The sequence below is a fragment of the Thermomonas sp. genome (assembly GCF_041905325.1).
Taxonomy (GTDB): domain Bacteria; phylum Pseudomonadota; class Gammaproteobacteria; order Xanthomonadales; family Xanthomonadaceae; genus Thermomonas.
Genome location: NZ_JAYRLK010000002.1, coordinates 242,913 through 261,755, shown reverse-complemented (window position 1 = coordinate 261,755; position 18,843 = coordinate 242,913). Strand labels below are relative to the sequence as shown.

Below are 18,843 nucleotides of genomic sequence, written 5' to 3'. Positions count from 1 at the left end.
GTTTCAGGCACCCACCACGTCCCACCCCAGGCACACCACCTGGTCACGCCCGGTGTGTTTGGCCCGGTACAGCGCCGCGTCGGCACGCCGCACCAGGTTTTCCACCGACAACCCCGGTTCGGCATGCACGCCGATGCTGAGGGTGACATCCCCCGGCAGGGCCTGGCCATGCATCGCCTGCGCCTTCACTGCGGCACGCACGCGCTCGGCGATGCCCAGCGCCACGCCCTGGTCCACACCGTGCAGCAGGATGACGAACTCATCGCCGCCGGCACGCTCGAACAGGTCCCCGGCCCGCAACTGGGCACGCACGGCATCGGCCAGCCGCGCCAGCACGTCATCGCCTGCGGCATGGCCATGGGTGTCGTTGATCACCTTGAAATGGTCGATGTCCAGGCTGATGGCGGCGCAGGCCGTCGCTCCCTCCCGTGCGATATCCGCCTGCAACGCATCCTCGAACCCGCGTCGATTCAATGCGCCAGTGAGGGGGTCGGTCATCGCGCTGCGCCGCAAGCCTTCGGCGGCCCGGAAGCTGGCCAGCATCAGCATGCAGAAATTGAGCATGAACCAGGACGAGACGTCCACGCTGACCCAGACGTCATCGAACCCGAACAAGCCCTGCGTCCAGCCCGGAATGACACTGCCATAGAGCACGCCCAGCACCGCACACCCGGCCAGCATCAGCCGTGCCGGCACCCGCGCCGGGGCTTGGTTCAGTGCCCGCAGATGCCAGCCGATGAGGGTGAACGCACCCAATTCCACCACCGTGAGCGCCATCGTCTGCGCGCCACGCGTGTCCCATCCCAGCCAGGTTGCCAGCACCAATGCCGCCGACAAAGGCATCAGGCCCAGTTCCCATGGCCGCAAAGGGCGTTGCCGGACAAACAGCACCATCGCCCACGCCAGCCCCGTCATCGCCAGGCTGGCCACCAGCACGCCGGCATGCCGCAGCACATCGGCTGCGGCAGGATGGCCCGCTGCGGCCAACATCGGCGCCACCGCATCCAGCAGCGTGGTACCCAGCGTGTAGCAAAAGTGCATCCAGCCCCACAGCGCCACCCCGCGCACCTCGCGCGACAGCCGCGCCAGGTACAGGAACAGCACCAGCAACCCCGCTGCCAGCAGCAGATCCATCAACAGGGCCTGATAGACCTCGTTGGCCAGTGCATCCATACACCCCCTCCCCGACCCGCAGCATGGGCGACGCGCAACCCTTCAAGCATTGCCCGCGCCGCCCGCCGGCGCGACAATGGGCGGATGATCGATACATCCCGCTACCCCCATCTGTCAAGGATCGACAGCCCCGCCGACCTGCGCCGCTTCCCTGCCAGCGAACTTCGCACCGTGGCCGACGAGCTGCGCGCCTACCTGATCGAGTCGGTGGGCAAGTCCGGCGGGCATTTCGGTGCCGGGCTGGGCGTGGTGGAGCTGACCTGCGTGCTGCACTACCTGTACGACACCCCGGAAGACCGCATCGTCTGGGACGTCGGCCACCAGAGCTATCCGCACAAGATCCTCACCGGCCGCCGCGACCGCATCCACACGGTCAAGCAGAAAGGCGGCGTGGCCCCGTTCCCGAAGCGCGAGGAAAGCGCGTACGACACCTTCGGCGTCGGCCACTCGTCCACCTCGATCTCGGCCGCGCTGGGCATGGCGATTGCCAATGCCCGCGCCGGCATCGACCGCAAGGTGGTGGCAGTGATCGGCGATGGCGCGATGACCGCCGGCATGGCCTGGGAAGCGCTGGAACACGCCGGCGGCATGGACGAAGAGCCCAACCTGCTGGTGATCCTCAACGACAACCGCATGTCGATCAGCGAAGCAGTGGGCGGGCTGACCAAGCTGCTGGGGCGGATGACCGGCAACCGCGCGCTCAACCACCTGCGCGAAGGCGGCAAGAAACTGCTGGGCGACAAGCACAGCCCGCCGGCGCGCTTCGTCAAGCGCTGGGAAGAACACTGGAAGGGCATGTTCGTGCCGTCCACCCTGTTCGAGCAGATGGGTTTCCACTACACCGGCCCGATCGACGGCCACGACACCGACGCGCTGCTGGACGTGCTGCAAACGCTCAAGGCCCTGAAAGGCCCGCAGCTGCTGCACGTCATCACCACCAAGGGCAAGGGCTACGAACTGGCCGAAGACGACCAGATCGGCTACCACGCGGTGGGCCCGTTCGACCCCGAGAAGGGCGTGGTGTCGAAGCCGGGCGGTGCGAAGAAGCCCACCTATACCGACGTGTTCGGCGACTGGCTGTGCGACATGGCCGCCAGCGACCCCAAGCTGCTGGGCATCACCCCGGCGATGCGCGAAGGCTCGGGGCTGGTGCGTTTCAGCCAGGAATACCCGCAACGCTATTTCGATGTCGCCATCGCCGAACAGCACGCGGTGACGCTGGCCGCCGGCATGGCCTGCGAAGGCGCCAAGCCCGTCGTCGCCATCTATTCCACCTTCCTGCAGCGCGGCTACGACCAACTGGTGCACGACGTCGCCACCCAGAAGCTCGACGTGCTGTTCGCGATCGACCGCGGTGGCGTGGTCGGCCCGGACGGTGCCACGCATGCCGGCAACCTGGATCTCAGCTACCTGCGCTGCGTGCCGAACATGCTGGTGATGGCACCGGCCGACGAGAACGAATGCCGGCAATTGCTCAGCACCGGCTTCCACCACCCGGGCCCGGCCGCCGTGCGCTATCCGCGCGGCAGCGGCCCCGGCGTGCCGGTGCAGGCCAGCCTGGACACCTTGCCCATCGGCAAGGCGCAGCTGCGCCGCAAGGGTGCAGGGGTCGCGCTGCTGGCGTTTGGCGCGCTGGTGCCGGCTGCCGAACAGGTCGGTGAGGCACTGGGCCTCACCGTGGTCAACATGCGCTTCATCAAGCCGCTGGACCGCGCACTGCTGCTGGAGCTGGCCAGGACCCATGACGGGTTGGTGACGCTGGAAGACAACGTGGTGGCGGGGGGTGCCGGCAGCGGCGTGGCCGAACTGCTGGCCGCCGAAGGCATCGTGCTGCCGATCCTGCACCTCGGCCTGCCCGATGCCTTCCAGCACCACGCCAGCCGCGAAGACCTGCTGGCCGAGGCCGGGCTGGACGTGGCCGGCATCCGCGCGGCGGTACTGAAACGGTGGCCGCACCTGCTGCAAGGCCCGCGCACGCAAGCGGCTTCCTGACCCAAGCAAGGGAGTCGCACTCCCCTGCTCACCCGTACTTACTCATCGGGCCCGATGACGGTGTAGCCCTTGGCTTGCAGCGCGGCCAGATAGCCGTTGGTGCCCAGCATGTCGTTGAGCGAGAGCATGGCGAAGCTGACCGAGTTGCGCTCCAGCGCGGCTTCCGCGGCTTCCAGCCACTTGGCACGCACCTTTTGCCGGGCGTCGCCGAAGCCCAGCCGCTTGCCGATGCCGGCTTCGGTGAAGGCGCTGTTGCACGCTTCCCATTGGTAGGCCGGCGGCAGGCTGCGCAGCGCGGCCACGTCGCCGCTGGCCCAGGCATTGGCGCGGGCGCGCATGGCATCGATGTCGGTTTCCAGCCGCGTCATGGTGTTGTCGAAGCAGGCCAGATCGTCCAGCGTGGTTTTTTTCCACTCCCGCAGCAAGGGCTTGGGGTCGGTGACGACGATCGTTTCCTTCACCTCGGTGACCCGCAACGAATGCGCCTTGATCGCGGCATCGATCACCGGCGTCACGATGTTCTGGCCGTTCAGGCCGGCCCGCTTCATCGCCTCGCCGTACATTTCCTGCGCGGCGAACAGCGGGCGCATCTTCTCCGCACCGCCGCCCACGCCGGGGTAACGCAGCTTCAATGCCTGCCAGCGCGCATACGATGCCGGTGAAACCACGTCCTGCAAGTGCTTGCCATCGGGATTGTTGCGCGCGCCCAGCATTTGCGGCAGCAACAGCAACTGGCTGAAGAACCCGGCCTTCACGTCCAGCGAAACCCATGGCGCGCGGATCACTTCCTGTGCGCCGGCCAGCACCTGCTGCACCTGCTGCGCGCGCCACTGCATCTTGGTCGGCAGCGGGCTGAGCATGCCGAGCACGTAGAGGTCATGGCCGCCCTTGCGCACGATCCACAGCCCCGGGCCGGGTTGTTCGCCTTCCACCACCACGGTGGCCTCGGTGCGAATGCCGTCTGCGGGGAGTGCCTGCGTCGCGCCGGCTTGCTGCGCGTGCAGCGGCAGTGCGCCCAGGGAGGCCAGCAGGGCCATGGTCAATACGGTTGCGCGCATCCAGCCTGTCCTTGTGCAATGGAAGGGCGCAGTGTGCCCGCAAGCCGCGCGGGAAATCCGCATCGCCGCTGAATAACGGAATTTCAACTCGCCATCACGGCAGTGGCGGAATCATGCGGTACCGGCCACCCGGCTTGCAGCGGCACCACCGCGCGTGGATGCTGCCCGTATCGGCTTGATGAAACAGCAGGAGGCCACATGGCCATTCGCGTCGTCCGTCTGGGAACCCCACGCGCCAACGGCGAGGCGCTGCGCGTGGGCACCGTGCGCCGGCCGCCACGCGGGGTGCCGAAGTCGGAATTCGCCAAGCGCGACTTCTACGATGTCTGGCTGCCCACGGTGGCCCCCACGCAGGAGGCGATGGACATCGCCCATGCCGCCGTCACCGACAAGGACTGGGCTGGCTTCTTCAGGCACTACCGTGCCGAGATGAAGCGACCCGATGCCCAGCACGCCATCGCATTGCTGGCGGCGATGTCGCACGCCGTGGATTTTTCCGTGGGCTGCTATTGCGAAAACGAGGCGCATTGCCATCGCCACGCACTGCGCGAATTGCTCCGCGAGGCCGGCGCGGCCATCGTCTGAGCGGGTCGTCCGTGGTCAGCCCTGCGAGCGCTTGACGGGCTTCGCACCCGCGGCCGCATCGGCGATCCGCCACAGGTAAAAGCTGGCGTAACTGCGATACGGCCCCCAGCGTTCACCGCGCGCGGCGAGCGCTTTCGGTGCCGGCATCGCATCCAGTTTGTCCACCGCCTGCGCGCCCTTGCGGATGCCGAGGTCGTCGATCGGCAGCACGTCGGGGCGGCCGAGGCGGAACATCAGCATCATCTCCACCGTCCAGCGACCGATGCCGCGCACCGGCACCAGCGCCGCGACGATGGCGTCGTCGCTCATCGTCGCCATCCTCCGCAGGCTGGGGATTTCACCGGCCTCCTCGCGCCGCGCCAGATCCCGCAAGGCCAACGTCTTGTTGCCCGAGACGCCGCAGCCACGCAGCGTGGCGTCGTCGATGCGCGCCAGCGTGTCGCAATGGAAGCGATCGCTGCCGATGGCGGTTTCGACGCGGCCGACAATCGTCGCCGCCGCCTTGCCGCTGAGCTGTTGGTAGAGGATGGCGCGGGCCAGCGCATCCACCGGGTCGAAAGGTTTGCGCCACTGCGGGTTGGCCTCGATCGGGCCCAGCCGTCGCAGCCACGCGCCCAGCTTGCGGTCACGCTTGCACAGGTGCGCAAACGCCTCCTCCACATCGAATCCACGCGCCACGGCCCGCCCCGCCTCAGCCACGCAACCGGTCGTAGGCATGCAGCAGCCAGCCGGTGATCAGCAGGCCGCCACCGAAGGGAGCCAGCACGGGGGTCAGCCCCAGCAAGGCCGCCGCCAGCAGGCTGCCGCTGAACAGGAACGCCCCCACCAGCAGCATCGCCAGTGCCAGCAGGCAGGTGGGCCGCTGCGCCAGCGGTGCCAGCGCGGTCAATGCCAGCCCGTGGGCAAAGGCGAATACCGCCGCCTGCACCAGGCGCGGCTGCAGGCCTGGCGCGGCCGCATGCATGGCATAGGCGGCAAGTGCCACCGACAGGCCGGCCAGCAGGCTGCCAAGTGCGGCCAGGTAGCGGCGCTGGAGGACGAAACCGGGGGGATTGGAGGTGTGCATCCGTGCATTCTGCCAACACCCGTGGCTGCAAATGCAAACGCCGCGTCAAGGACGCGGCGTTTGTGGTGGCTCCGGGTGCGGATGCGGCTTACTTCACCGGCCAATAGACATCGAACTGGCCATTCTCGGTGAACGAGCCCGCCACGCCGGACTTGTAGTCTTCGTAAGCACGATCCTTGGCATCGTAGCCGTGGGTGGCCGCCCATGCATGCAGGGCATTGCGCACGCCTTCCAGCTCGGCCATGTAGCCGGTATAGGACGCCATCGCCACCTTCATCGGCGGGTTCTGCACGAACAGCACCGGGGCACCGGCCGGGATCGCCACCTTGCCAACGTCGCCGCCATCCTTGCGACGCACCACCTGGGCCACGTCGAAGGTATAGGTCTCGCGCCCCATGTCGGTGGTGATGATGCGCACCGGGCCCACGGCCTCCAGGCCATTGGCATCCATGGTGCGCTTGATCCATTCGCTGTTGGCGGTGATCGAAGCCTGGATTTGCGCGTTGCCGCGGTCCACGGCACCGGCACTGACATACAGGATGGCCTCGGCCGGGCGCTCCACCACCTTCGGGGTGGTCATCTTCATGCCGTTGGCCGCGTAGTCCACGTTCGGGACCGACGCCAGCATGGTGGTCAGGCGCGCCAGCCCCAACTTCATGTCGTCACCGACGTGGCGGCCCACGTACAGGCCGGCGTAGCGGCCCAGCAGATTCCAGCCGTAATCCACGTCGTAGGTCTGGGTGATCTCGACGTTGCGGTTGTTGCGGCCGGTGAGCTTGAACATGAACGCGGTGCGCTTGTTCTCGCCACGCTCGATGTTGCTGATGTTGATGGCGATCTTCTCGCGCGGCACGCTCTCGACGATCTCGTAGGAGCCCTGGCCCAGGCGCTCTTCCTTGGAGTTGAAATCGAGCTTGGCACCCACGCCTTCGGCCGGGCCGGACAGGGTCAGCTGCATGGCGGGATCACGCAGCACCAGCGGATTCCAGTCCTTGAAGCGGCGGAAGCTGTTCAAGCTGTCGAACACGATGGTCAACTTGCGATTGGTCTCGACCTTTTCGGCCAGATGGCGCGAGGACGGCAGCACCAGCCCCACCACGAGGTACAGGACGAAAACGATCACGAGGGAAATCAGGATCTCGAGCAAACGAGTCATTCGGGAATCTCCGGGGAAGGCCGCAGGCGGCCAGGGGCCGCACAGACCCGCCATCCTAGCAAATCAAGGCGGCCGCATGCGAGAGGCTGCGCCAACGCAAACCGCGACACCCCGCACCGTTCCGCAGGCCGATCACACCAATTGCAACTCGAACGCCTTCAGCACCGCCCGCGTACGGTCGCGTACGCCCAGCTTCGACAGGATGTTGGAAACGTGGTTCTTGATCGTCCCTTCGGCCACGCCCAGCGAATTGGCGATTTCCTTGTTGGAAAAACCCGAGGCCATCAAACGCAGGATTTCGGTTTCGCGGTCGGTGAGCGGGTCCGGCCGCTCGAGGCTGACGAACTCGTTGCGCATGTGCTCCAGCCCCGACAGCAGGCGCTGGGTGACCGCCGGCTGCACCAGCGAGCCACCGGCCGCCACCGCCTGGATGGCATCCACCAGTTGCTCCAGCGAGACATCCTTCAGCAGGTAGCCCTTGGCGCCGGCCTTGATCCCCGCCAGCACCAACGCATCATCGTCGAAGGTGGTCAGGATGATGGTGGGCGGCAGCGTGCCGGCGCGGCCCATCGCCTGCAACGCCTCCAACCCCGACATCACCGGCATGCGCATGTCCATCAACACCACGTCGGGCTTGACCTGCGGAATCAGCTCCACGGCCTGGCGGCCGTCGAAGGCCTCGGCCACCACGTCCACGCCCTCGGCCAGTGCCAGCAACGAGCGAATGCCCTGGCGCACCAGGGTCTGGTCGTCGACCAGGAAGACACGAATCATGCTGCAACTCCTTCAGGCAGACGGGTGGCGGCATTGGGCGCCACCGGCAAGGTGATGGTGATCTTGAAGCCCTGGCCACGGCGGCTGGCGATGTCCAGTTTGCCGCCATGCTCGCGCAGGCGCTCGCCGAGGCCACGCAGGCCATTGCCGGGGTCCAGTTGCTCGCAGCCGCGCCCATCATCGCGCACCTGCAGGACCACGTTGCTGCCCTCGCGCCGGGCCTGCAGCCACAGGTTGCCGGCATCGGCATGGCGCACCGCGTTGGTGATGGCTTCCTGCGCGCAGCGCAGCAGCACGTGCGCGCGCTCGGGGTCGTCCACGGTGAGCGGGGTTTCGATGTCCACGTGGATGTCGAGCTTGGGCACGTTCTCGGCCAGCGGCCGCAGCGCAGCGCCGAGGTCGATGGCACCGCCCTCGCGCAGCTGGCTGACCGCCTCGCGCACGTCGGTCAGCAACAGCCGGGCCAGCGTGTGCGCCTGTTGCACATGCTCCTTGACGCGCCCTTCCGACAGGTGCCCGGCCACCTCCAGGTTCAGGCTGAGCGCGGTCAGGTGGTGGCCCAGCAGGTCGTGCAACTCGCGCGAGATGCGGGTGCGCTCGTTGACCCGCGCACTGTCGGCCAGCAAGGCGCGGGTGGCACGCAACTCGGCGTTGAGCCGGCGCTGCTCCTCCCGCGCCTGCGCCTGCTGCATGGCAACGAGGCTGACGATGAAGACGAAGCCCGAAAACCCCGCGTACAGCATCGACTGCATCAGGGCTTCCAGCGGCGGGAATCCCAGCCAGCGGATGAACACCGGAGCCACCGCCAGCTGCCCGGCCAGCAACCAGGCCACCCCCAGCGACAGGGGCAGGCGCCAGGGCAGCACGCAGGCACCCACCATCAACAACACGCTGCCCAGGCCGGATCGGTTGAAATAACTCACCCCCAGCGCCGCCAGGGTCAGCACCACCAGCAAGGGGTAATCGGCCAGGTGCCGCCCGCGCCCGCCCAGGTTGCGGGTCAGCCACGCATACCCGGCACCGAACGCCAGATAGGCCAGCCAGCCCTGCCACGGCATCGAACGCAGCGCCAGCGCCTCCTCGCCGGCACCGGACAGGCGCGGCCCCAGCCAGGAATACAGCAGCGGCAAGCCCACCACCGCCCAGGTGAACAGGCCGGCGTAGCGCAGCAAACGGGTATGGGAAAGTTGGGCGAACATGCCGCCTTATACCGTTTCCGGGGCCCTCCCGGCTTGCACCGAAGGTCATGGTCGCATCCCGGCGGCGCATGCGATAATCCCCGCTTGGCGTGCAACCGCGCGCCGTCTGCTGCAGATTCGGAGTTGCAAGGAATGATGATCGCCATCCGCGACGTGCGTGAGCACGAGCTGGATTCCGTCCTGGCCCTCAACAACACGGCTGGCCCCGCGATCCTCCCGCTGGACGCGGCCAAGCTGCGCCAGCTGTACGACAACGCGGAGTATTTCCGGGTGGCCGAGCGCGACGGTGCCATCGCCGGCTTCCTGATCGGCTTCGGTGCCCACCAGCGGCACGACAGCAGCAATTTCGCCTGGTTCCGCCAGCGCCACCCGGATTTCTTCTACATCGACCGCGTGGCGGTGGCCAGTCGCCGGCGCGGCGGCGGCGTCGGCCGCGCGCTGTATGCCGACGTGCAAAGCTATGCCGAGCTGCGCTATCCGCAACTGGCCTGTGAAGTCTTTCTCGAGCACGGCGCCGACCATGCCCTGCTCTTCCATGGCAGCTTCGGCTTTCGCGAAATCGGCCAGAACGTGATGCAGGGCGCCGAAGGCCCCGGCCACGACGTGCGCGCGGCCATGCTGATGAAAACCCTGTGCAGCTACCCGTGGGTGCGCGAGACCTACGGCGACGCCCTGCCCGACGTGCCCTGGCTGCAGCGGCCGCGCCACCTCGCCGCGCCGCACGCGACCGAGACACGCGCATGAGCGCGCAGGTGGATTACGCCCAGGCCGGGGAACTGAAATTCGGCCAGGTGGGCATCGCCAACCTGCGCGTGCGCACGCTGGACGTGGCGCAACTTGTCGCGGAAATGCGCGAGCGCGTGCAGCGCGCACCCAACTTGTTCGCCCGCGCCGCGGTGGTACTGGATTTCGGCGGCCTGCTGCAGGCTCCCGGCGTGGACGAGGCCCACGCGCTGGTGACGGGCCTGCGCGAGGCCGGGGTGCTGCCGGTGGCGCTGGCCTACGGCACCAAGGAGATCGACGCACTGTCGCAGCAGCTCGGCCTGCCGCTGCTGGCCAAGTTCCGTGCCCAGTACGAACGCAGCGACACCACGCCGGCTCCGGCACCCGCATCCGCGCCTGCACCAACCCCGCCGCCCCCCGTGACGGCCGTCGCGCCCGGGCTGATCCAGACCGCCCCGGTGCGTTCCGGCCAGCAGGTTTATGCCGAACAGCGCGATCTCACCGTGCTGGCCACGGTGGGTGCTGGCGCCGAAGTGCTGGCCGATGGCAGCATCCACATCTATGGTGCCTTGCGGGGCCGCGCGCTGGCCGGCGCGCAGGGCAACGAATCCGCCCGCATCTTCTGCCGCGAGTTCCACGCCGAACTGGTCGCAGTGGCCGGGCAATACAAGGTACTGGAAGACATCCCGGCAGCGCTGCACGGCAAACCCGTGCAAGTGTGGCTGGAACACGGGCAACTCAAGCTGGCGGCGCTGGATTGAAGCACAATCCATCCACGCCCCCGGTGCGGGGCCTGCCCCGCTGCCGCAACCACGGTCACGGCCGGGCAAACCCGGCTCTATAACAGACAACTTCAGGACGGAGGAAGCCAACTTGGCCGAAATCATCGTAGTCACCTCGGGCAAGGGCGGTGTGGGCAAGACCACGACCAGCGCCAGCCTGGCAACCGGCCTTGCCCGCCACGGCAAGAAAGTGGCGGTCATCGACTTCGACGTCGGCCTGCGCAACCTCGACCTCATCATGGGCTGCGAGCGCCGCGTGGTGTACGACTTCGTCAACGTGATCCACGGCGAAGCCACGCTCAAGCAGGCGTTGATCAAGGACAAGCGCTTCGACAACCTGTTCGTGCTGGCCGCCAGCCAGACCCGCGACAAGGATGCGCTGTCGCGTGACGGCGTGGAGAAGGTACTGAAGGACCTGGCTGCCGACGGCTTCGACTTCATCATCTGCGACAGCCCGGCCGGGATCGAGAAGGGTGCGTTCCTCGCCATGTATTTCGCCGACCGGGCGGTGGTGGTGGTCAACCCGGAAGTCTCCAGCGTGCGCGACTCCGACCGCGTGCTGGGGCTGCTGGCCTCCAAGACCCACCGCGCCGAACGCAGCGACGGCGAAGTCACCGCGCACCTGCTGCTGACCCGCTACAGCCCCGCGCGGGTGGAACAGGGGGAAATGCTGTCGATCAAGGACGTCGAGGACGTGCTGGGCCTGAAGACAATAGGTGTCATCCCCGAATCGGGCGACGTGCTGAACGCTTCCAACAAGGGCGAGCCGGTGATCATGGACGCCGAATCCATCGCCGGCCAGGCCTACGACGATGCGGTGGCGCGACTGCTGGGCGAGGAGCGCCCGCTGCGCTTCACCACGGTGGAAAAGAAAGGCTTCTTCAGCAAGTTGTTCGGGGGTTGAGGCATGGCCATTTTCGACTTCCTCAAGCCCAAGAAGAACACCGCGCAAACCGCCAAGAACCGCCTGCAGATCATCATCGCGCAGGAACGCAGCTCGGCCGGCGCGCCGGACTACCTGCCGCTGATGCGCCGCGAGATCCTGGAAGTGATCCGCAAGTACGTGAACGTGGATACCGACGCGGTCAAGGTGGACGTGGTCAAGGACGGCGAGCACGACGTGCTGGACATTTCGGTATCGCTGCCGGAACGCGGGGCCACGCCGGCCTGAGCGGCACGCGCCCGGCACCATGAGCGTCCTCACCCTGGCCGACATCGGCTTCGATGCCCCGCGCACGCTGCTGGCCCGCTACGGGCTGGCGCTTGCGCAGGTGGCCGACGGCGCGCCCATTCCCGGCAGCTACTGGGGCGAGGCCGAGGCCGGCATCATCGGCACCACCGTGTACGCGCGCGCCGACACCCCCGTGCATTCGCTGCTGCACGAAGCCGGCCACCTGATCGTGCTGCCGCCGGAACGCCGCGCCGGCGTGCATACCGACGCCACCGACTCGGTGCCCGAAGAAGACGCGGTCTGCGTGCTGCAGGGCCTGCTGGGCGATGCCCTGCCCAACGTTGGCCGCGAGCGGGTCTGGGCCGACATGGACGCCTGGGGCTACACGTTCCGGCTGGGCTCCGCCCGCGCCTATGTCGAGCACGATGCCGACGACGCCTGGCGGTGGCTGCACGCGCACGGGCTGATCGACGCCCGGCGTTGCCTGCAATTTCCGCCACCGCAGGCCTGAGCCACGCTCACAGTTCCTGCAGCGGCTCCAGCGCCGCCGGCGCGTCGGGCATGCGCACGGCACGCCGCCCGGCGTGGGTTTCCCACCACCAGAACAGCCAGCCCGCCACCGAGAACGCCGCCGCGCCCAGCGCCAATGCCAGCATGCTGCCGCTGAGCAGGGGCGACAACAGGCCGGCCACCAGCGCATTCACCAGCAGGCCGATGAACGCCTGCAACGACGACGCCCCGCCGCGCTGCTGCGGATACATGTCGAGGATGGCCAGGGTGATGATGGGAAACGCCAGCGCGATGCCGAAGGCGTTCAGGCTGGTCGGCAACACCGCCCATGGCACCACCGGCAACGGCACCAGGGCCGCCTGGGCGATATTCAGCACGGCGGCGAGCAGGCAGCAGGCGAACCCCAGCGCGGCCATGCGCGCGCCCGTCACCCGGCCCGCCGCCCTGCCGGACACGAACGCACCCAGCATCATCCCGCTGATCATCGGAATGAAGAACCAGCCGAACTGCTGCGGACCCAGCCGCAACCGTTCCAGCACGAACACCGGTGCCGACGCGATGTACACGAACAGGGCACCGAAATTCAGCGCCGCAGCCGCCGACAGGCGCCAGAACCGCGCGTTGCGCAGGATGCCGGCATACCCGCGCAGCAACGCCCGCGGATGCAACGGCAGCCGCGCTGCCGGCAGATGGGTTTCCGGCAGCGCACGCCAGACCGCGGCCAGCAGCGCCAGCGCGAAAGCCGCCAGGAACCAGAAAATCGCCGGCCAGCGCGTCCAGCCCAGCAGCCAGCCACCCAGCACCGGCGCCACCGCCGGGGCGATGCCGAAGATCATCGACACCTGGCTCATCAGCCGCTGCGCATCGTGCCCGTGCAGCACGTCGCGAATCACCGCTCGCCCCACGATCAGACCGACGCCGGCACTGAGACCCTGCAGCGCGCGGAACACCAGCAATTGCGGCAACGTGACCGCCAACGCGCAGCCCATCGACGCCAACGCGAACACCAGCAACCCGGACACGATCACCCGCTTGCGCCCCAGCGCATCCGACAGCGGCCCGTGCAGCAGGCTCATCGCCGCATACGCCAGCAGGTAGACGCTGATGGTCTGCTGCATCGCCAGCGCATCCGCCCCCATTTGCGCACCGATCTGCGGGAACGCGGGAAACAGGGTGTCGATGGAAAACGGGCCGAACATCGCCAGCCCGCCCAACAGCAGGGCCATGCGGCGGTTGGATGGAATGGATGCAGGCATCCGCGTATTGTAGGCAGGCGCAGGCGGCATCGTCGGGCCTGCGCGAGAACCTTGCGTTCTGCCGACACGCCGATTCCGCCCGGCACATGCGCGCCGATGGCCGCGCCTCCCCACCGAAATCCGTGCTTATCGGAAAACCGGCGTGGAACCGTGGCATGGCGCATGCATGGTTCCATTCACGCGTCGCCATGGCGAACGGACTAGAGTAGGCACGCACCTGTTCGCCACGCTGCCCGGTTCACCCTGCCCCGTTGAGTCAACGTCACCGGAGGATGTATGGACGTGATCAGCCGCCTCGCCACGCGCTACGCACAAGGCCGCGAAGAGGAAATGTCGATCGACGACTACCTGGCCCTGTGCAAGGCCGACCCGATGGCCTACGCCACCGCCGCCGAACGCATGCTGCACGCGATCGGCGAACCGGAGATGGTGGATACCCGCGAAGACCCGCGGCTGTCGCGCATCTTCGCCAACAAGCTGCTGCGCCGCTACCCGGCGTTTTCCGAGTTCTACGGCCTGGAAGATGCCATCGAGCAGGTGGTGAGCTACTTCCGCCACGCCGCGCAGGGGCTGGAGGAGCGCAAGCAGGTGCTGTACCTGCTCGGCCCGGTGGGCGGTGGCAAGAGCTCGATTGCCGACCGCCTGAAATACCTGATGCAGAAAGTGCCTTTCTACGCACTGAAAGACTCGCCGGTGAACGAATCCCCGCTGGGCCTGTTCGACCCGGTGGAGGACGGCCCGCTGCTGGAGCAGGAGTTCGGCATCCCGCGCCGCTACCTGCAACGCGTGCTGTCGCCGTGGGCGGTGAAACGGCTGGAGGAATACGGCGGCGACATCCGCAAGTTCCGCGTGGTCAAGCGCCACCCCAGCATCCTGCAGCAGGTCGCCATCGCCAAGACCGAACCGGGCGACGAAAACAACCAGGACATTTCCAGCCTCGTCGGCAAGGTGGACATCCGCAAGCTGGAACACTACTCGCAGGACGACACCGACGCCTACAGCTACTCCGGCGGGCTGTGCCTGGCCAACCAGGGCCTGCTGGAATTCGTGGAAATGTTCAAGGCACCGATCAAGGTGCTGCACCCGCTGCTGACCGCGACCCAGGAAGGCAACTACAAGGGCACCGAGGGCTTCGGCGCGATCCCGTTCGACGGCATCGTGCTGGCGCACAGCAACGAAAGCGAGTGGATGGCGTTCCGCAACAACCGCAACAACGAGGCCTTCCTCGACCGCATCTACATCGTCAAGGTGCCGTACTGCCTGCGGGTGTCGGAAGAAGTGAGGATCTACGAGAAACTGATCCGCGAATCCTCGCTGGGCAAGGCCGTCTGCGCCCCCGGCACGCTGAAGATGATGGCGCGCTTCTCGGTGCTTACCCGCCTGAAGGAACCGGAAAATTCCTCGATCTTCAGCAAGATGGAGGTGTACGACGGCAAGAGCCTGAAAGACACCGACCCGCGCGCCAAGAGCTATCAGGAATACCGCGATTACGCCGGCGTCGACGAAGGCATGAACGGCATCTCCACCCGCTTCGCCTTCAAGATCCTGTCGCGGGTGTTCAACTACGACAGCAGCGAAGTGGCCGCCAACCCGGTGCACCTGATGTACGTGCTGGAACGGCAGATCCAGCGCGAGCAGTTCCCCGCGGAACTGGAGCAGAAATACACCGGCTACATCAAGGAATACCTGTCGCCGCGCTATGCCGAGTTCATCGGCAAGGAAATCCAGACCGCCTATCTGGAAAGCTACAGCGAGTACGGGCAGAACATCTTCGACCGCTACGTCACCTACGCCGACTACTGGATCCAGGACAGCGAATACCGCGACACCGACACCGGCGAGGTCTTCGACCGCTCCGCGCTGAACGCGGAACTGGAGAAGATCGAAAAACCCGCCGGCATCGCCAACCCCAAGGACTTCCGCAACGAAATCGTCAACTTCGTGCTGCGCGCGCGCGCCAACAACCAGGGCAAGAACCCGAAGTGGACCAGCTACGAAAAGATGCGTGCGATCGTCGAGAAGAAGATGTTCTCCAACACCGAGGAGCTGCTGCCGGTGATCAGCTTCAATGCCAAGGCCAGCGCCGAGGACGCGCGCAAGCACGAGGACTTCGTGTCGCGCATGGTGGAGAAAGGCTATACCCCCAAGCAGGTGCGGCTGCTGTGCGAATGGTATTTGCGGGTACGCAAAAGCAGCTGATCGTGGGCACCCAGGCAGGAGGCTTCGCAGATGGCATTGCAGATCATCGACCGCAGGCTTTCCGGAAAGAACAAATCGGTGGGCAACCGCGAGCGCTTCCTGCGCCGCTACAAGGCGCAGATCGCCGACGCCGCAAGGCGCGCGGTGTCCAGCCGCGGCATCCGCGAGATCGAGCAGGCCGAACGCATCGGCATTCCGCGCAAGGACATCAGCGAACCCAGCTTCCACCACGGTCGCGGCGGCATCCGCGACACCGTCCATCCCGGCAACCCGGGCTATGTGCGCGGTGACGCGATCAAGCGGCCGCAAGGTGGGGCTGGCGATGGCGGCTCACGGGCCAGCGACCAGGGCGAAGGCGAGGATGACTTCACCTTCACCCTGAGCAAGGACGAGTTCATGCAGCTCTTCTTCGAAGACCTGGAGCTGCCGCACCTGCTGCGCACCCACATCGGCGACACCCCGCAATGGACAACGCGGCGCGCCGGCTTCAGCACCGACGGCACCCCCCACAACCTCGCCGTGGTGCGCACCATGCGGCAGGCGCTGGGGCGGCGAATTGCGCTGTCCAAGGCCGGCAAGCGCACCCTGGATGAGCTGGAAGCGCAGTTGCAAGCGCTCCATGCGGAAGGCCACGGCGACGGCGGCGAGGCGCGCGCGCTGGCCGAACGCATCGGGCTGCTGCGCAAGCGCATCGGCAAGACGCCCTACCTGGATCCCATCGACCTGCGTTTCCGTGCCCACACCCGGGTACCGGTACCGGTCAGCCGGGCGGCGATGTTCTGCCTGATGGATGTTTCCGGCTCGATGGACGAGGCGCGCAAGGATCTGGCCAAGCGTTTCTTCATCCTGCTGTACCTGTTCCTGACCCGGCATTACGAAAAAATCGACATCGTGTTCATTCGCCACCACACGCAGGCGGCGGAGGTCAGTGAGGAGGACTTCTTCCATTCCCGCGAAACCGGCGGCACCGTGGTCAGCAGCGCCCTGCACCTGCTCGACGGGATCATCCGCAACCGCTACCCGCCGGGCGACTGGAACCTGTACGTGGCGCAGGCCAGCGACGGCGACAATTTCTCCACCGACAACGGCAACTGCGGCACCCTGCTGCGCGAACGCATCCTGCCGCTGGTGCGCCATTTCGCCTACGTGCAGGTGGTGGAGGACGAGCAGGAGCTGTGGCAGGAATACACCACCCTGCAAGGGCAATTCGACAACTTCGCCATGCGCAAGGCCACCGCCGCCGGCGACATCTACCCGGTATTCCGCGACCTGTTCCGCAGGGAGGGCGCGCCGGCATGATGCCCGTCAACCCCTCGCTGTACCCGGTCATCGAACGCCGCCGCGGCGACAACCCGTGGAGGCTGGCCGACGTCGGCGAGCGTCGCCGGCACACGGTGCCCAACGCGCCGCTGCCGGCCGGCCCGCGCCCGCCGCAGCCGTTGCCGGCACCGGCCGACTGGACGTTCGAGCTGATCGACCGCTACCACGACGCCATCGCCGCCACTGCCGCACGCTTCGGGCTGGATACCTACCCGAACCAACTGGAAGTGATTTCCTCCGAACAGATGATGGATGCCTACGCCAGCGTGGGCATGCCGGTGAACTACCGGCACTGGAGTTTCGGCAAGGCGTTCCTGTCCACCGAGCGCAATTACCGGCGCGGCCACATGGGGCTGGCCTACGAGATCGTCATCAATTCCAACCCCTGCATCGCTTACCTGATGGAGGAAAACAGCACCGCGATGCAGGCACTGGTGATTGCCCATGCCGCCTATGGCCACAACAGCTTCTTCAAGGGCAACTACCTGTTCCGGATGTGGACCGATGCCTCGTCGATCATCGATTACATGGTCTATGCCCGCGACTACATCGCCAAGTGCGAGGAGCGCCACGGCTTTGACGCGGTGGAACGCCTGCTGGATTCCTGCCACGCGCTGTCCAGCGTGGGCGTGGACCGCTACCGCCGCCCCGCCAAGCGCAGCCTGGAGCAGGAGCTGACCCAGCGCGAGGAACGCCGGCGTCACGCCCAGCAGCAGGTCAACGAACTCTGGCGCACCCTGCCCGCACACGCATCGGCCAGCGCCACCGGCCCCGAGCAGGCGCGGTTCCCGGCCGAGCCGCAGGAAAACGTCCTGTACTTCATCGAAAAGAACGCCCCGTTGCTGGAGCCGTGGCAGCGCGAGATCGTGCGCATCGTGCGCAAGATCGCCCAGTATTTCTACCCGCAGCGGCAAACCCAGGTGATGAACGAGGGCTGGGCCACGTTCTGGCACTACACGCTGATGAACACGCTGTATGACGACGGCTACCTGCACGACAGCGTGATGCTGGAATGGCTGTCCTCGCACACCAACGTGATCTTCCAGCCGCCACCGGACCACCCGGCCTACAGCGGCATCAACCCCTATGCGCTGGGGTTCTCGATGTACCGCGACCTGCGCCGGATCTGCGAAGCCCCCACCCCCGAAGACCGCCGCTGGTTCCCGGACCTGGCCGGCAGCCCGTGGCTGCCCGCCCTGGACTACGCCATGCGCAACTTCAAGGACGAAAGCTTCGTCGGGCAATATCTCAGCCCGCATCTGATCCGCGAGCTGCGCCTGTTCGCCATCCATGACGATGCCGACCTGCCGCAGCTCACCGTCAGCGCCATCCACGACGACGATGGCTACCGCGAACTGCGCCAACTGCTGTCGCGGCAATACGACATCGGCATGCGCGAACCCGACATCCAGGTCTGGGACGTGAACCTGCGCGGCGACCGCTGCCTCACCCTGCGCCACGTTCGCAACCAGGAGCGCCCACTGGCCGATGACACCGGCGAGGTGCTCAAGCACGTGGCCCGCCTGTGGGGCTTCCCGGTACGCCTGGAAAGCGTGGACGCCCGCGGCGAACACCCGGAGGTGCAGGAAGCCTTGCCGCCGGCCGCCCCCTGAATCCCGCCGCCCACACCTGTATAATCACCGCACACGGAGGGAGAAGCGCGCATGTCACCGCTGCGCTGCCGAAGGCGCAACCGCCCGGAATCGCTCAGGCCGAAGACCGCCGTGTGACCACACTCTGGAGAGATCGTCACGTCCGTGTTGCGGGCGATGCCGGCGCCGAAGGGGCAAGAAGTCGTGCGGAATTCCTCCCCCGCCGCGCGCTTCCAAACTCTCAGGCAGAAGGACAGAGACGGGCATCCCTTCCCCGCGCCCCGCGC

The 18,843-nt window shown here is 66.9% G+C and carries 18 protein-coding genes and 1 riboswitch; of the genes, 10 read left to right on the top strand and 8 right to left on the bottom strand.

All coding sequences use genetic code 11. The annotated features are described in order from the left end of the window. Window positions 1-3 precede the first annotated feature (3 nt). Window positions 4-1,173 carry a GGDEF domain-containing protein gene (locus ACE3OK_RS03455; protein ID WP_374248142.1) on the bottom strand — a complete coding sequence of 390 codons (1,170 nt, stop codon included), beginning with the start codon at window positions 1,171-1,173 and terminating at the stop codon, window positions 4-6. 84 nt (window positions 1,174-1,257) lie between these two features. Here ACE3OK_RS03455 and dxs point away from each other — a divergent pair, with 84 nt between their 5' ends. Next, entirely contained in the window at window positions 1,258-3,165 is a 1,908-nt protein-coding gene (dxs, locus tag ACE3OK_RS03450) for a 1-deoxy-D-xylulose-5-phosphate synthase (RefSeq protein ID WP_374248141.1), read from the top strand. Window positions 3,166-3,203: 38 nt separating this feature from the next. Here the strand turns inward: dxs and ACE3OK_RS03445 are convergent, their stop codons facing one another. Continuing rightward, complete coding sequence (locus ACE3OK_RS03445; protein WP_374248140.1) at window positions 3,204-4,223, bottom strand: TraB/GumN family protein; 1,020 nt, start codon at window positions 4,221-4,223, stop codon at window positions 3,204-3,206. A 198-nt stretch (window positions 4,224-4,421) separates the two neighbouring features. Here ACE3OK_RS03445 and ACE3OK_RS03440 point away from each other — a divergent pair, with 198 nt between their 5' ends. After that, window positions 4,422-4,808, top strand: a complete 387-nt coding sequence (locus tag ACE3OK_RS03440; RefSeq protein ID WP_374248139.1) for a DUF488 domain-containing protein — start codon at window positions 4,422-4,424, stop codon at window positions 4,806-4,808. Window positions 4,809-4,823: 15 nt separating this feature from the next. Here the strand turns inward: ACE3OK_RS03440 and ACE3OK_RS03435 are convergent, their stop codons facing one another. The 5 genes from ACE3OK_RS03435 to ACE3OK_RS03415 form a co-directional block, all read right to left on the bottom strand. Continuing rightward, window positions 4,824-5,486 (bottom strand): DNA-3-methyladenine glycosylase, encoded by a 663-nt coding sequence (locus tag ACE3OK_RS03435; RefSeq protein ID WP_374248138.1) that lies wholly within the window; start codon window positions 5,484-5,486, stop codon window positions 4,824-4,826. Between the two features lie 13 nt (window positions 5,487-5,499). Continuing rightward, window positions 5,500-5,874 carry a DUF423 domain-containing protein gene (locus ACE3OK_RS03430; protein ID WP_374248137.1) on the bottom strand — a complete coding sequence of 125 codons (375 nt, stop codon included), beginning with the start codon at window positions 5,872-5,874 and terminating at the stop codon, window positions 5,500-5,502. A gap of 88 nt (window positions 5,875-5,962) precedes the next feature. Beyond that, window positions 5,963-7,030, bottom strand: coding sequence for a polyketide cyclase (locus ACE3OK_RS03425; protein ID WP_374248136.1), 1,068 nt, complete (start codon window positions 7,028-7,030; stop codon window positions 5,963-5,965). 132 nt (window positions 7,031-7,162) lie between these two features. Further along, window positions 7,163-7,804: a response regulator gene (locus ACE3OK_RS03420; RefSeq protein WP_374248135.1), complete on the bottom strand. Its 642-nt coding sequence runs from the start codon at window positions 7,802-7,804 to the stop codon at window positions 7,163-7,165. Beyond that, entirely contained in the window at window positions 7,801-9,003 is a 1,203-nt protein-coding gene (locus ACE3OK_RS03415) for a sensor histidine kinase (protein WP_374248134.1), read from the bottom strand. The genes ACE3OK_RS03420 and ACE3OK_RS03415 overlap by 4 nt, the downstream gene beginning before the upstream one ends. 132 nt (window positions 9,004-9,135) lie before the next feature. Between ACE3OK_RS03415 and ACE3OK_RS03410 the strand changes: the two genes are divergently transcribed. From ACE3OK_RS03410 to ACE3OK_RS03390, 5 genes are all read left to right on the top strand, one after another. Continuing rightward, entirely contained in the window at window positions 9,136-9,747 is a 612-nt protein-coding gene (locus ACE3OK_RS03410) for a GNAT family N-acetyltransferase (protein WP_374248133.1), read from the top strand. Further along, entirely contained in the window at window positions 9,744-10,487 is a 744-nt protein-coding gene (gene minC / locus ACE3OK_RS03405; protein ID WP_374248132.1) for a septum site-determining protein MinC, read from the top strand. The genes ACE3OK_RS03410 and minC overlap by 4 nt, the downstream gene beginning before the upstream one ends. Window positions 10,488-10,599: 112 nt before the next feature. Continuing rightward, entirely contained in the window at window positions 10,600-11,412 is an 813-nt protein-coding gene (gene minD / locus ACE3OK_RS03400) for a septum site-determining protein MinD (RefSeq protein ID WP_374248131.1), read from the top strand. 3 nt (window positions 11,413-11,415) lie between these two features. Then, a complete protein-coding gene (minE, locus tag ACE3OK_RS03395; RefSeq protein WP_374248130.1) occupies window positions 11,416-11,679 on the top strand; it encodes a cell division topological specificity factor MinE in 264 nt (87 codons plus the stop codon). 19 nt (window positions 11,680-11,698) lie between these two features. Beyond that, on the top strand, window positions 11,699-12,190 hold the full coding sequence (locus ACE3OK_RS03390; RefSeq protein WP_374248129.1) for a hypothetical protein: 492 nt from the start codon (window positions 11,699-11,701) through the stop codon (window positions 12,188-12,190). Window positions 12,191-12,197: 7 nt separating this feature from the next. Here the strand turns inward: ACE3OK_RS03390 and ACE3OK_RS03385 are convergent, their stop codons facing one another. Further along, window positions 12,198-13,415: a multidrug effflux MFS transporter gene (locus ACE3OK_RS03385; RefSeq protein WP_374248128.1), complete on the bottom strand. Its 1,218-nt coding sequence runs from the start codon at window positions 13,413-13,415 to the stop codon at window positions 12,198-12,200. Between the two features lie 306 nt (window positions 13,416-13,721). Between ACE3OK_RS03385 and ACE3OK_RS03380 the strand changes: the two genes are divergently transcribed. The 3 genes from ACE3OK_RS03380 to ACE3OK_RS03370 are packed head-to-tail and all read left to right on the top strand — an operon-like array spanning window position 13,722 to window position 18,577. Then, window positions 13,722-15,644: a PrkA family serine protein kinase gene (locus ACE3OK_RS03380; protein ID WP_374248126.1), complete on the top strand. Its 1,923-nt coding sequence runs from the start codon at window positions 13,722-13,724 to the stop codon at window positions 15,642-15,644. 30 nt (window positions 15,645-15,674) lie between these two features. Further along, window positions 15,675-16,943, top strand: a complete 1,269-nt coding sequence (locus ACE3OK_RS03375) for a YeaH/YhbH family protein (protein WP_374248125.1) — start codon at window positions 15,675-15,677, stop codon at window positions 16,941-16,943. Continuing rightward, the gene (locus ACE3OK_RS03370) at window positions 16,940-18,577 is read left to right on the top strand and encodes a SpoVR family protein (RefSeq protein ID WP_374248124.1); all 1,638 of its coding nucleotides are present in this window, start codon (window positions 16,940-16,942) and stop codon (window positions 18,575-18,577) included. The genes ACE3OK_RS03375 and ACE3OK_RS03370 overlap by 4 nt, the downstream gene beginning before the upstream one ends. Before the next feature lie 114 nt (window positions 18,578-18,691). Next, window positions 18,692-18,823, top strand: a riboswitch (glycine riboswitch). Window positions 18,824-18,843: the final 20 nt, after the last annotated feature.

What these genes read in the sequence shown, in the direction of transcription:
- minC (WP_374248132.1), top strand. Translation starts at nt 9,744, where the DNA reads ATGAGCGCGCAGGTGGATTACGCCCAGGCCGGGGAACTGAAATTCGGC.
- ACE3OK_RS03455 (WP_374248142.1), bottom strand. Translation starts at nt 1,173, where the DNA reads ATGGATGCACTGGCCAACGAGGTCTATCAGGCCCTGTTGATGGATCTG.
- ACE3OK_RS03385 (WP_374248128.1), bottom strand. Translation starts at nt 13,415, where the DNA reads ATGGCCCTGCTGTTGGGCGGGCTGGCGATGTTCGGCCCGTTTTCCATC.
- ACE3OK_RS03375 (WP_374248125.1), top strand. Translation starts at nt 15,675, where the DNA reads ATGGCATTGCAGATCATCGACCGCAGGCTTTCCGGAAAGAACAAATCG.
- minE (WP_374248130.1), top strand. Translation starts at nt 11,416, where the DNA reads ATGGCCATTTTCGACTTCCTCAAGCCCAAGAAGAACACCGCGCAAACC.
- ACE3OK_RS03440 (WP_374248139.1), top strand. Translation starts at nt 4,422, where the DNA reads ATGGCCATTCGCGTCGTCCGTCTGGGAACCCCACGCGCCAACGGCGAG.
- ACE3OK_RS03390 (WP_374248129.1), top strand. Translation starts at nt 11,699, where the DNA reads ATGAGCGTCCTCACCCTGGCCGACATCGGCTTCGATGCCCCGCGCACG.
- ACE3OK_RS03430 (WP_374248137.1), bottom strand. Translation starts at nt 5,874, where the DNA reads ATGCACACCTCCAATCCCCCCGGTTTCGTCCTCCAGCGCCGCTACCTG.
- ACE3OK_RS03420 (WP_374248135.1), bottom strand. Translation starts at nt 7,804, where the DNA reads ATGATTCGTGTCTTCCTGGTCGACGACCAGACCCTGGTGCGCCAGGGC.
- ACE3OK_RS03445 (WP_374248140.1), bottom strand. Translation starts at nt 4,223, where the DNA reads ATGCGCGCAACCGTATTGACCATGGCCCTGCTGGCCTCCCTGGGCGCA.
- ACE3OK_RS03370 (WP_374248124.1), top strand. Translation starts at nt 16,940, where the DNA reads ATGATGCCCGTCAACCCCTCGCTGTACCCGGTCATCGAACGCCGCCGC.
- ACE3OK_RS03410 (WP_374248133.1), top strand. Translation starts at nt 9,136, where the DNA reads ATGATGATCGCCATCCGCGACGTGCGTGAGCACGAGCTGGATTCCGTC.
- ACE3OK_RS03415 (WP_374248134.1), bottom strand. Translation starts at nt 9,003, where the DNA reads ATGTTCGCCCAACTTTCCCATACCCGTTTGCTGCGCTACGCCGGCCTG.
- ACE3OK_RS03380 (WP_374248126.1), top strand. Translation starts at nt 13,722, where the DNA reads ATGGACGTGATCAGCCGCCTCGCCACGCGCTACGCACAAGGCCGCGAA.
- dxs (WP_374248141.1), top strand. Translation starts at nt 1,258, where the DNA reads ATGATCGATACATCCCGCTACCCCCATCTGTCAAGGATCGACAGCCCC.
- ACE3OK_RS03425 (WP_374248136.1), bottom strand. Translation starts at nt 7,030, where the DNA reads ATGACTCGTTTGCTCGAGATCCTGATTTCCCTCGTGATCGTTTTCGTC.